The 11,210-nt window shown below is 71.8% G+C and carries 9 protein-coding genes; 6 read left to right on the top strand and 3 right to left on the bottom strand.

Annotated elements, in window-relative coordinates; all coding sequences use genetic code 11:
• The 3 genes from ABTX18_RS15820 to sucD all read left to right on the top strand — a co-directional run bounded on the left by ABTX18_RS15820 (nt 1) and on the right by sucD (nt 3,652).
• Nucleotides 1-1,248 (top strand): vWA domain-containing protein, encoded by a 1,248-nt coding sequence (locus ABTX18_RS15820; RefSeq protein WP_503061155.1) that lies wholly within the window; start codon nt 1-3, stop codon nt 1,246-1,248.
• Nucleotides 1,249-1,564: 316 nt separating this feature from the next.
• Complete coding sequence (sucC, locus tag ABTX18_RS15815) at nt 1,565-2,746, top strand: ADP-forming succinate--CoA ligase subunit beta (protein ID WP_136327623.1); 1,182 nt, start codon at nt 1,565-1,567, stop codon at nt 2,744-2,746.
• 21 nt (nt 2,747-2,767) lie between these two features.
• Nucleotides 2,768-3,652: a succinate--CoA ligase subunit alpha gene (gene sucD, locus ABTX18_RS15810; RefSeq protein ID WP_136327624.1), complete on the top strand. Its 885-nt coding sequence runs from the start codon at nt 2,768-2,770 to the stop codon at nt 3,650-3,652.
• Between the two features lie 200 nt (nt 3,653-3,852).
• Here the strand turns inward: sucD and ABTX18_RS15805 are convergent, their stop codons facing one another.
• On the bottom strand, nt 3,853-5,157 hold the full coding sequence (locus ABTX18_RS15805) for a helix-turn-helix domain-containing protein (RefSeq protein WP_352123298.1): 1,305 nt from the start codon (nt 5,155-5,157) through the stop codon (nt 3,853-3,855).
• Nucleotides 5,158-5,282: 125 nt separating this feature from the next.
• On the opposite strand from ABTX18_RS15805, the gene ABTX18_RS15800 reads away from it, so the two are divergent.
• Nucleotides 5,283-7,010: a cell division protein PerM gene (locus tag ABTX18_RS15800; RefSeq protein ID WP_352123598.1), complete on the top strand. Its 1,728-nt coding sequence runs from the start codon at nt 5,283-5,285 to the stop codon at nt 7,008-7,010.
• Here ABTX18_RS15800 and ABTX18_RS15795 read toward each other — a convergent pair.
• A complete protein-coding gene (locus tag ABTX18_RS15795; protein WP_352123297.1) occupies nt 7,000-7,947 on the bottom strand; it encodes a hypothetical protein in 948 nt (315 codons plus the stop codon). The two genes, ABTX18_RS15800 and ABTX18_RS15795, sit on opposite strands and share 11 nt — an antisense overlap.
• 364 nt (nt 7,948-8,311) lie before the next feature.
• Between ABTX18_RS15795 and purN the strand changes: the two genes are divergently transcribed.
• Nucleotides 8,312-8,968 carry a phosphoribosylglycinamide formyltransferase gene (gene purN / locus ABTX18_RS15790; RefSeq protein ID WP_352123296.1) on the top strand — a complete coding sequence of 219 codons (657 nt, stop codon included), beginning with the start codon at nt 8,312-8,314 and terminating at the stop codon, nt 8,966-8,968.
• On the top strand, nt 8,955-10,508 hold the full coding sequence (purH, locus tag ABTX18_RS15785) for a bifunctional phosphoribosylaminoimidazolecarboxamide formyltransferase/IMP cyclohydrolase (protein ID WP_352123295.1): 1,554 nt from the start codon (nt 8,955-8,957) through the stop codon (nt 10,506-10,508). The genes purN and purH overlap by 14 nt, the downstream gene beginning before the upstream one ends.
• Nucleotides 10,509-10,581: 73 nt before the next feature.
• Here the strand turns inward: purH and ABTX18_RS15780 are convergent, their stop codons facing one another.
• On the bottom strand, nt 10,582-11,190 hold the full coding sequence (locus ABTX18_RS15780) for an RDD family protein (RefSeq protein WP_352123294.1): 609 nt from the start codon (nt 11,188-11,190) through the stop codon (nt 10,582-10,584).
• Nucleotides 11,191-11,210 lie beyond the last annotated feature (20 nt).

Below are 11,210 nucleotides of genomic sequence, written 5' to 3'. Positions count from 1 at the left end.
ATGGCAGCAACGGCAACGGCAACGGCAACTGCACCGGCGGCGGCGACCGCACCACCTCCCCTCGATGACGGGGAACGGCTGCGGCGGTGGCGCATGGTGCTGGGTGCGGACAGCGCGGAGAGCACCGGATGCACCCTCACCGGCCGCGACGCCGCGATGGACGGTGCGCTGACCGCGCTGTACGAGAGCGGGGGCCGGCCCGGAGGCAGGGGCGGCGGCGGACGATCGGCCGGACTCGGGGCCTCCGCCCCGTCCGTGGCCCGCTGGCTCGGCGACATCCGTACGTACTTCCCCACGTCCGTCGTCCAGGTCATGCAGCGCGACGCCATCGACCGCCTCGGCCTCTCCGCGCTCCTGCTCGAACCGGAGATGCTGGAAGCCGTCGAGGCGGACGTCCATCTCGTCGGCACCCTTCTCTCCCTCAACAAGGCCATGCCCGAGACGACGAAGGAGACGGCCAGAGCCGTCGTGCGCAAGGTCGTCGAGAAGCTGGAGCGGCAGCTCTCCACGCGCACCAGAGCCACGCTGACCGGGGCACTCGACCGGTCCGCGAAGGTCACGCGGCCCCGGCACCACGACATCGACTGGGACCGCACCATCCGGGCCAACCTCAAGAACTACCTCACCCTCCCCGGCGAGGACGGGGCCGGCACGATCGTCCCCGAGCGGCTCATCGGCTACGGGCGGGCAGCGCAGTCCGTCAAGAAGGACGTCGTCCTCTGCATCGACCAGTCGGGCTCGATGGCGGCCTCCGTCGTCTACGCCTCCGTCTTCGGCGCCGTCCTCGCCTCGATGCGCTCGCTGCAGACCCGGCTCGTCGTCTTCGACACGGCCGTCGTCGACCTCACCGACCAGCTCGACGACCCCGTCGACGTGCTCTTCGGCACCCAACTCGGCGGCGGCACCGACATCAACCGCGCGCTCGCCTACTGCCAGTCCAGGATCACCCGCCCCGCGGACACCGTCGTCGTGCTCATCAGCGACCTCTACGAGGGCGGCATCCGCAACGAGATGCTGAAGCGGGTCGCCGCGATGAAGGCGTCCGGGGTGCAGTTCGTGACCCTCCTCGCCCTCTCCGACGAGGGAGCGCCCGCCTACGACCGCGACCACGCGGCGGCACTCTCCGCACTGGGCGCTCCCGCCTTCGCCTGTACGCCGGACCTCTTCCCGGACGTGATGGCGGCCGCCATCGAGAAGCGGCCCCTGCCGATACCGGACAAGGAGACCGCTCAGGGATTCGGTCACTGACCCGGGCCCGGGAGGTGGAGTCCACCACGCCCGGGACGTGGAGTCCGCCCGGTCCGCGTCCGGCTCTCCCATCCTCTTCCCGTGTCGATTTGTCCACTGCGACCCGGCTACCAGCGCGATCTGTGACCGTAATCACCGCCCAGGTGGGATCTGCGATTTAGGGTCATGCGGGGCGCGGGGATAACCTGCGAGATGGACATGCCGCGTATTCGGTCACCGTGTGCGCCTTCCTAGTGACAGAGCAGTCACGTTGCCCCTCGCGGCACGCCCACGCAGAAAACCAACCGCGAGACCATTTGATAAGGGACGGACGCGCGTGGACCTGTTCGAGTACCAGGCGAGGGACCTCTTCGCCAAGCACGGTGTACCGGTGCTGGCCGGTGAAGTGATCGAGACGCCTGAGGCAGCCCGCGAGGCGACCGAGCGGCTGGGCGGCAAGTCTGTCGTCAAGGCCCAGGTGAAGGTCGGCGGCCGCGGCAAGGCCGGTGGCGTGAAGCTGGCCGCCAACCCCGACGAGGCGGTCGCCCGGGCGACCGACATCCTCGGCATGGACATCAAGGGCCACACGGTCCACAAGGTGATGATCGCCGAGCTGTCCCCGGAGATCGAGGCGGAGTACTACGTCTCGTACCTCCTCGACCGCACCAACCGCACCTTCCTGGCCATGGCCTCGGTGCAGGGCGGCATGGACATCGAGGAGGTCGCGGAGAAGACCCCCGAGGCCCTCGCGAAGGTCCCGGTCAACGCCGTCGACGGCGTTGACATCGTCAAGGCCCGCGAGATCGTGGCCCAGGCGAAGTTCCCGGCCGACGTGGCCGAGGGCGTCGCCGAGGCCCTGGTGACCCTGTGGGACACCTTCGTCGCCGAGGACGCCCTCCTCGTCGAGGTCAACCCGCTGGTGAAGACCAAGGACGGCCGCATCCTGGCGCTCGACGGAAAGGTGTCTCTCGACGAGAACGCCGACTTCCGTCAGCCCGGGCACGAGGCGCTCGAGGACAAGGCCGCAGCCAACCCGCTCGAGGCTGCCGCCAAGGCCAAGAACCTCAACTACGTGAAGCTCGACGGCGAGGTCGGCATCATCGGTAACGGTGCCGGTCTGGTCATGTCGACGCTGGACGTCGTCGCGTACGCCGGTGAGAACCACGGCAACGTGAAGCCCGCCAACTTCCTCGACATCGGTGGCGGCGCCTCCGCAGAGGTCATGGCGAACGGCCTGGAGATCATCCTCGGCGACCCGGACGTCAAGTCCGTGTTCGTCAACGTCTTCGGCGGCATCACCGCCTGCGACGAGGTCGCCAACGGCATCGTCCAGGCGCTCGAGCTGCTCAAGTCCAAGGGCGAAGCGGTCACCAAGCCGCTCGTCGTGCGCCTTGACGGCAACAACGCGGAGCTGGGTCGCAAGATCCTCTCCGACGCCAACCACCCGCTCGTTCAGCGCGTGGACACCATGGACGGCGCGGCCGACAAGGCCGCCGAGCTCGCCGCGGCTGCGAAGTAAGGAAGAGGGACTCAGACCACCATGGCTATCTTCCTCACCAAGGACAGCAAGGTCATCGTCCAGGGGATGACCGGCGCGACGGGCATGAAGCACACCAAGCTCATGCTCGCCGACGGCACCAACATCGTCGGCGGCGTGAACCCGCGCAAGGCCGGCACGACCGTCGACTTCGACGGCACCGAGGTACCGGTCTTCGGCTCCGTCGCCGAGGCGATGGAGAAGACCGGCGCGAACGTGTCCGTCCTCTTCGTGCCGCCGGCCTTCTCGAAGGCCGCCGTCGTCGAGGCGATCGACGCCGAGATCCCGCTCGCCGTCGTGATCACCGAGGGCATCGCCGTCCACGACTCGGCCGCCTTCTGGGCGTACGCCGGCGCGAAGGGCAACAAGACCCGGATCATCGGCCCGAACTGCCCGGGTCTCATCACCCCCGGTCAGTCCAACGCCGGCATCATCCCGGGCGACATCACCAAGCCCGGCCGCATCGGTCTCGTGTCGAAGTCCGGCACGCTGACCTACCAGATGATGTACGAGCTCCGTGACATCGGCTTCTCGTCCGCCGTCGGCATCGGTGGCGACCCGGTCATCGGCACGACGCACATCGACGCCCTCGCGGCGTTCGAGGCCGACCCCGACACCGACCTGATCGTCATGATCGGCGAGATCGGCGGCGACGCCGAGGAGCGTGCGGCGGACTTCATCGCGAAGAACGTCACCAAGCCGGTCGTCGGTTACGTCGCGGGCTTCACCGCCCCCGAGGGCAAGACCATGGGCCACGCAGGCGCCATCGTCTCCGGCTCCTCCGGCACCGCCGCGGCGAAGAAGGAGGCCCTCGAGGCCGCCGGCGTCAAGGTCGGCAAGACGCCGACCGAGACCGCCAAGCTGGCGCGCGAGATCCTCGGCGCCTGACGCCTGACGCCTGACGCCTGACGCCTGACGCCTGACGCCTGACGGCTGGTGCCGACGCCTCATCGCGTCGGACCACCACCGCAGGAACGCGGCACCGCACACAAGACCGCGGGCCCGTACCCCGAGCAGGGGTACGGGCCCGCGTCTTTGTGGGCCCGGCAGTGTGCCGGTATCCGGGCGGCGTGCCGCCGCCTGCCGGATCAGCCGGCCCGGGGGACCAGCCGGGCGGGGCCGTGCACCAGCTCACCGGAGAGCTTCTTCTGGAGCTTCCTGTCCTGCGGCGTCAGCTTCTGCGGGCCGCCGAGCGGAGGCACCCCTTCCACTCGCTGCGCCGGCGACGGCGGTGTCTCGTACTGTCGCGGAGCCGTGGCCAGCGTGATGAGCGTGAGCCCGATCAGCAGCACGGTGAACGCGATGGCCGCCCGGGTCCAGAGCTCCGCCTTGCGCTCACTGCCGGTTCGGATCAGCTCCGGCACCGGAAGCGAGGAAGCGGGCTGGGTGAGGGCGAGCGCGCCGAGGCGTTCGTGCACGAGCGCGGACTGCTCGGCCGGCGTCGGGGGCTCCGCCAACTCGGGGAGCCGCTCGGAGAGGGCCGCCCGCGCGGTCATCAGCCGCCCGGCCGCCGCGGGAGTGCTGGCCTCCGTCTCCGCCGCGGTCTCCGGCAGCCCCAGACCCACACCGTCGTACAGCAGAAGGGTGCGGCGGTACGAGGGCGGCAGGGCCAGGAGCGCGTCGAGCAGGGCGCGCGGACCAGGCGCCTCGGGCGGCGGATCGGGGCGGCGGTGCTCGCGGCGCAGCCGGTGCCAGGGCGACATCGCGTACTCATAGGCGGCCGCCCGCACCCAGCCCACCGGATCGCGGTCCACGGCGACCTCGGGCCAGCGCTGCCAGGCCAGTTCGAACGCTTTGCCGACGGCTTCCCGGGAGAGGGCGCGGCGGCCGGTCAGCAGATAGGTCTGGCGGTAGAGCGCGGCGGCGGCGTGCCGGTAGAGCGCGTCGAACGCCGCGGCGGGGGAGAGCCCGGCCCCATCCGCCTGGGCCTCACCGGCCCCGTCCGTCGCCTCGTCGGCGTCGGCAGTGTCGACCCCAGCGACCACACTGACTCCACCGCCCCCACCGACTCCCTCTGCCCCATCAGCTCCATCTGTCCCCACGGCCTCAATAGGCTCAGGCACGGCGGTGGTGCCGGGAGGGGCCGGATCCACGACGTCGCTCCCGGTGCTCTCCCCGGCTTCCTCCGCCCTGTCCACAGTGGCCTTCTCCGTCCCGGAAGGGGGCGGCGTGGGCCCCGTGCCGGTGGTCCCGATGAGTCGCGCGTACACCTCGCGCTTGCGTCCGCGCGGGCTGGTGCGGCCCGTCTCCCAGGCCCGGACCGTGGCCGGGGTGACACCCACGGCCGCCGCCACCTGCGCCTCCGTCAGAGACTTGGCCTCCCGCAGCCTGCGTCGCTCCTTGGGTGCGGGGAGCGGAGGGGCGGCGGGCGTGCCGGTCGTGCTCTGAGTCATGACGGCTCCCCGCCCGGCCTGCACTGGGTGAAAAAGTACATAAACGTATATTGGGCGACACAACGGCCGTTCGCCCGTTACACGGAATAAGCGCGTGTCGTTGGGAGCATTGCGGCGTGACCCAATTGACCGAACGCGGCCCGTCGTTGTCGGCAGAGCACGGACGGTCCGCCGTGCAGGCCCGGGCGCTGCTGCGGGGGGCCGTCGCGGCAGGGCTGGGCCTCGGCTCCGTCGGCGTGCTCGTCGTGCTGCTGTGGATCAGCTCCCCGGACCCCGACAGCGGCCCCCGCGAGGCCTTCCACGCCGCGGCGGGCCTCTGGCTCCTCGCGCACGGCGCCGAACTGATCAGGACCGACACCCTGACGGGAGCCCCGGCCCCCGTCGGCGTCGTTCCACTGCTGCTCACCGTCCTGCCGGTCTGGCTGGTGCATCGGGCGGCCAGGGATGTCCTGGAACCCGAGGAAGGGCGGGGGGCTCCCTCGGCCGGAGGCACGTTCGCGCTGGTGACCGGGGGATACCTGCTGGTCGGTGCGGCTGTGGCGCTCTACGCCCGGGGCTCCTCGCTGTCGGCGCGGCCGCTGTCCCTGCTCTTCCCGGCGGCCCTCGTGGTCGCGGTGGCCGCCGCGGCCGGTGTGTGGACGGCCTCGGGGCGTCCGCTCGGGCCGCCGCCCTCATGGGCGCCGGTGCGGGTGCACGAGGCGATGGCGCGCTCCCGGTTCGCGCGGCGCGCGGAGGCGGTGGGCCGGTCCGCGGCGGCCGGGGTGGCGGTCCTGCTGGGCGGGGGCGCGCTGGTGACCGCGGTGGCGCTGGTGTTCCACGCGGACCCGGTCCAGGAGTCGTTCCTCCGGCTCTCGGGCGACTGGGCCGGGCGGTGCGCGGTGCTCCTGCTGGCGCTGGGCCTGGTGCCGAACGCTGCGGTGTGGGGCGCGGCGTACGGGCTCGGCCCCGGTTTCGCGCTCGGTACGGCGTCCACGGCCACCCCGCTCGCCTTCACGGGGCACCCGTCGCTGCCGGACTTCCCCCTGCTGGCGGCCCTCCCGGCGCAGGGGCCCGGGACGCCCCTGAACTGGGCGGCCGCCGCCGTGCCGGTCGCCGCCGCGATGACGGTGGCCTGGTTCACCGTACGGAGGGCGGCGCCCGCCCACGGCGAGCGCGAGGCGGCCTGGAGTCTGGGGGAGACGGCGCTCACCACCGCGCTGGCGGCCACCGGCTGCGGCATCGGCGCGGCTCTGCTGGCGGCGGCGGCCGGCGGGCCGCTCGGAACGCACGCACTGGCACGGCTCGGCCCCGTGTGCTGGCTCGTGGGCGCGGCGGCCCTGGTCTGGACGCTGGTGCCTGCCGTCCCGGCGGCGCTGCTGCTACGGGCCTGGCGGCTGCGCGGCCCGAAACCGGCCGATGCGGCGGATGCCGGACCGGGCGGGGCGAGCGGCGGTACGGGCGAGGTGCGGAAGCCCGGCGATGCGGCGGAGGGTGGGAGCGGGAAGACCGGCCGCAGGTGGTGGCCGAGGCGCGGCGCCCGGCCGGAGGAAGAGCAACAACCTGCGGCGAACGAGGCCCCCGTGCCCGTACTGCAACCGGCCGGTCCTTCCCGGGCGGACGCGGACGACGATTTCGAGGCGTACGACTTCCTGCCGATCGGCCCGTGGCAGGCGAAGCCGCCCGCCACGCACCCCACCGCACCTGAAGAAGAACCCGCACCGGCCGCAGAGTCCGCACCGGCCGCAGACCCCGCATCGGCCGCAGACCCCGCATCGGCCGCAGAGCCCGCACCGGCCGCAGGGCCCACAACAGCCACGGACCCGGGACCGGCCGGACCCTTCGGCCCGGCCGGTCCCGAGAGCGCTACTTCTTGACGCCGAAGAAGGGCTCCAGCGGCTTGGGGAGCTCGTCGTTGCAGGACAGCTGCCCCGTCTTGGTGAGGGCGTCGTTCACGCAGGTGTAGTAGTCGCGGTAGACCAACTGCACCGTGAACGTCGTCGCCACGATCGACAGGGCGATCAGTCCGGTCACCAGACCGCTGACCGCGGCCGTCGTCTGCTGACGGCTTCCGCGCTGCACGTAGTTGGTTCCCTGCGGGTCCGCCGGTGCGGACGGCGCGACGGGAACGGTGCCCTGACCTTCTCGGGGAGCCACCTCCCGTCCGGCCTCCCCTCCCTGCGCCGACGGCTCCTCCGGCTTGGCCCGGAGCGCGCTGATCGACCAGTAGGTGGCGAGTGCGCCCAGCAGCAGCGCGATCTCCGGGAAGTCGAAGAGCGCGAAGAAGAAGGCCCACATGCCGGAGAGCAGTGAGTAACGGGCGCGGCGCTGGACCGGGTCCTTCGGGTCCCAGCGCAGGGCGCCGCGGGGGCCCTCGGGGCCGCCCCGTCCGCCGCCCTGGCCGTTCGGTCCCCCGGGCCCGTTGGGCCGGCCGCCGAAGGGGCCGCTCTGGCGCCCCGGCTGATGGCTGCTCCACTGGCTGCCCCAGACGGGCCGGTTGTCGGAGGACCCGCCCTCTGGCGCGTCCCCGGAGCCGTCGTCGCCCTCGCCGTTCCCGTTCGTACCGCCGCCGGCCGGGTGGCGCGGCTGCCACGGCTGGTCGGGGCGGTCCTCGGGCGGCGGGGCGAACGGATTGTCGTCCCCCGGACCGGAAGAAGAACCGGAAGAACCGGAATTGGAGGAAGGGGAGGAAGAAGAGGAGGGGGAGGGGGAGGAAGAAGAGGAGCCCGGCGTGGGGGTCTGCTCCCGCATCAGCAGTGAGGACCGCTCGGGCATCGGACGGCGGAAGGCGGTGCGGCGGCGTCGGTCCGGCATATGGTGAACGTCTTCCCCATCTCGTCATTTCCGCCCTGCGGGCGGCTCGCTGACCCTGACGCTACCCTCCGGCGAGGAGGGGCCGGAAGCTGGGCGTACAGGCGCGGTGGCCGACAGCTGTCACCCAGACCGCCCGCCCCTGCAGGGCCTGCGGCCGGCGGCCTCTCACCCCCGTCAGACGAAGGCCTCCCGAGGTGCCGGTATCGTTGCTGACGGTCGGCTCGTTCGTAGAGTTCCCCGTATCGGGGGGCGCGGTTCTTTCGTACGACCGTACAAACAGCATGGCCGTCGTGCCGCCGGTCCCGCAATGTGGCGGGCGGTGCGGCCGCTTCGAACTGCTCCATACGCGAGAAAGGGCCCAGCCGTGGCCTCCCCGCTCTCCTCCGCCGGACCGGCCCGCCTGGTCGTCCTGGTATCCGGTTCCGGTACGAACCTCCAAGCCCTGCTCGACGCGATCGCCGACGACCCCGAGGGGTACGGCGCCCGGGTCGTCGCCGTCGGCGCCGACCGTGACGGCATCGCCGGTCTGGAGCGGGCGGAGCGGGCCGGGCTCCCCACCTTCGTGTGCCGGGTCAGGGACTACGGGACGCGTGCGGAGTGGGACGCGGCGCTCGCCGCGGCCACCGCCGCGCACCACCCGGACCTCGTGGTGTCCGCGGGCTTCATGAAGATCGTGGGCAAGGAGTTCCTCGCCGGGTTCGGCGGCCGGTTCGTCAACACCCACCCCGCCCTGCTGCCCAGCTTTCCCGGTGCCCACGGTGTGCGCGACGCACTCGCGTACGGCGTGAAGGTCACCGGGTGCACCGTCCACTTCGTCGACGACGGCGTCGACACCGGTCCGATCATCGCGCAGGGCGTGGTCGAGGTGACCGAAGAGGACACCCCGGAGGGCGAAGCGGCCCTCCATGAACGCATCAAGGAAGTCGAGCGCAAGCTGCTCGTCGAGGCCGTGGGGCGGCTCGCCCGTGACGGCTATCGCATTGAGGGACGAAAGGTTCATCTCGGTCATGTCGGTGAATAAGCCCATCCGCCGCGCCCTGGTCAGCGTCTACGACAAGACGGGGCTCGAAGACCTCGCGCGCGGTCTGCACGAGGCGGGTGTCGAGCTGGTCTCCACCGGCTCCACCGCCGGGAAGATCGCGGCCGCCGGAGTGCCGGTCACCAAGGTCGAGGAGCTCACCGGGTTCCCCGAGTGCCTCGACGGCCGCGTCAAGACGCTGCACCCGCGCGTCCACGCCGGCATCCTGGCCGACCTGCGCCTGGACGCCCACCGCGAGCAGCTCGCCGAGCTCGGCGTGGAGCCGTTCGACCTGGTGGTCGTCAACCTCTACCCGTTCAAGGCGACCGTCGCCTCAGGCGCCTCGGACGACGAGTGCGTGGAGCAGATCGACATCGGCGGCCCGTCGATGGTCCGCGCCGCAGCGAAGAACCACCCGTCGGTCGCCGTCGTCACCAGCCCCGAGCGGTACGCCGACGTCCTCGCGGCCGTCAAGGCGGGCGGCTTCGACCTGACCGCCCGCAAGCGGCTCGCCGCCGAGGCGTTCCAGCACACCGCCGCGTACGACGTGGCCGTCGCCGGCTGGTTCGCCGACGGCTACGCCGCAGCCGACGACTCGGGCTTCCCCGAGTTCCTCGGTGAGACCTTCGCGCGCAAGAACGTCCTGCGCTACGGAGAGAACCCGCACCAGCCCGCCGCGCTCTACACCTCCGGCGAGGGCGGTCTGGCCGAGGCCGAGCAGTTGCACGGCAAGGAGATGTCGTACAACAACTACACGGACACCGACGCCGCGCGCCGGGCCGCGTACGACCACGCCGAGCCGTGCGTCGCGATCATCAAGCACGCCAACCCGTGCGGCATCGCCATCGCCGACGACGTGGCCGCAGCGCACCGCAAGGCCCACGCCTGCGACCCGGTGTCGGCGTACGGCGGTGTCATCGCCGTCAACCGTCCGGTGACCGTCGCCCTGGCCGAGCAGGTCGCGGAGATCTTCACCGAGGTCATCGTCGCCCCGGCGTACGAGGACGGCGCCGTCGAGGTGCTCGCCCGCAAGAAGAACATCCGCGTGCTGCGCTGCCCCGACGCCCCCTCCGCCGAGGTCGAGGTCAAGCCGGTCGACGGCGGCGCGCTGCTCCAGGTCACCGACCGCCTCCAGGCCGAAGGCGACGACCCCGCCAACTGGACCCTCGCCACCGGTGACGCCCTCTCCGCCGACGAGCTCCGGGAGCTGGCCTTCGCGTGGAAGGCGTGCCGCGCGGTCAAGTCCAACGCGATCCTGCTCGCCAAGGACGGCGCCTCGGTCGGCGTCGGCATGGGTCAGGTCAACCGCGTCGACTCCGCGAAGCTCGCCGTCGAGCGCGCGGGCGAGGAGCGGGCACGGGGCGCGTACGCGGCCTCCGACGCCTTCTTCCCCTTCCCCGACGGGCTGGAGATCCTGACGGCGGCCGGCATCAAGGCCGTGGCCCAGCCGGGCGGTTCGGTCCGCGACGAGCTGGTGGTCGAGGCCGCGAAGAAGGCGGGCGTGACGATGTACTTCACGGGTACGCGGCACTTCTTCCACTGACCGTACGACGAAGGGCCGTAACCCCACGCGACGCGCGTCGGGTTACGGCCCTTCGTGTGTGCCCGCGTCCGGATCAGACGGACTTGACGACCACGCTGGAGCAGATCTTGTCCGCGAACGTCTGCTTCTTCGCGTCCCAGATGGGCCACAGCCAGCCGAGGTAGCAGGCGAGGCTGTCCAGGAAGTGGGCGATGTAGCGGACGAACGCCATGCCGAAGCCGAGCGGCTGACCGTCAGCCTCGCGCAGCAGGCGGATGTTGACCGCCTTCTTGCCGATCCACTGGCCGGTCGTGCCTTCCTTGTACAGCTTGAAGAGGCCGAGCCCGATGCCGATGATCGCGCCGACGAAGACGAGGGCGCTGCCCGCGCCGCCACCCATGCCGGCGCCGATGCCGACGAGGATGCCGTACGGGACGGAGATCACGATGCCGTCGATCAGGATGGCCGCGAACCGGCTCCACCAGCCGGCGAACGCGGGCATGCCGCCGTAGCCGGGCTGCGGCATGCCGCCCTGACCGTACGGCTGGCCCGGCTGGCCCTGCGGGTAGCCGTAACCCGGCTGGCCCTGCGGCGGGATGCCCTGGGGGGCCTGCTGCGGGTAGCCGTAGCCCGGCTGGCCCTGCGGCGGCTGACCGGGCTGCTGCCCGTAGGGGTTGTTCGGGTTCGGGTCGCCGAAGCTCATCTGGGGCGTTCCTCCAACAG

This window comes from Streptomyces sp. NPDC096323, from assembly GCF_040302845.1.
GTDB lineage: Bacteria > Actinomycetota > Actinomycetes > Streptomycetales > Streptomycetaceae > Streptomyces.
The sequence above is the reverse complement of the archived record's forward strand: the minus strand, read 5'-3'. Positions and strand labels throughout refer to the sequence as shown.

Excerpts from the sequence above, each read along its gene's own strand:
- ABTX18_RS15820 (WP_503061155.1), top strand. The coding sequence starts at position 1 with ATGGCAGCAACGGCAACGGCAACGGCAACTGCACCGGCGGCGGCGACC.
- sucD (WP_136327624.1), top strand. The coding sequence starts at position 2,768 with ATGGCTATCTTCCTCACCAAGGACAGCAAGGTCATCGTCCAGGGGATG.
- ABTX18_RS15805 (WP_352123298.1), bottom strand. The coding sequence starts at position 5,157 with ATGACTCAGAGCACGACCGGCACGCCCGCCGCCCCTCCGCTCCCCGCA.
- ABTX18_RS15795 (WP_352123297.1), bottom strand. The coding sequence starts at position 7,947 with ATGCCGGACCGACGCCGCCGCACCGCCTTCCGCCGTCCGATGCCCGAG.
- purH (WP_352123295.1), top strand. The coding sequence starts at position 8,955 with ATGTCGGTGAATAAGCCCATCCGCCGCGCCCTGGTCAGCGTCTACGAC.
- ABTX18_RS15780 (WP_352123294.1), bottom strand. The coding sequence starts at position 11,190 with ATGAGCTTCGGCGACCCGAACCCGAACAACCCCTACGGGCAGCAGCCC.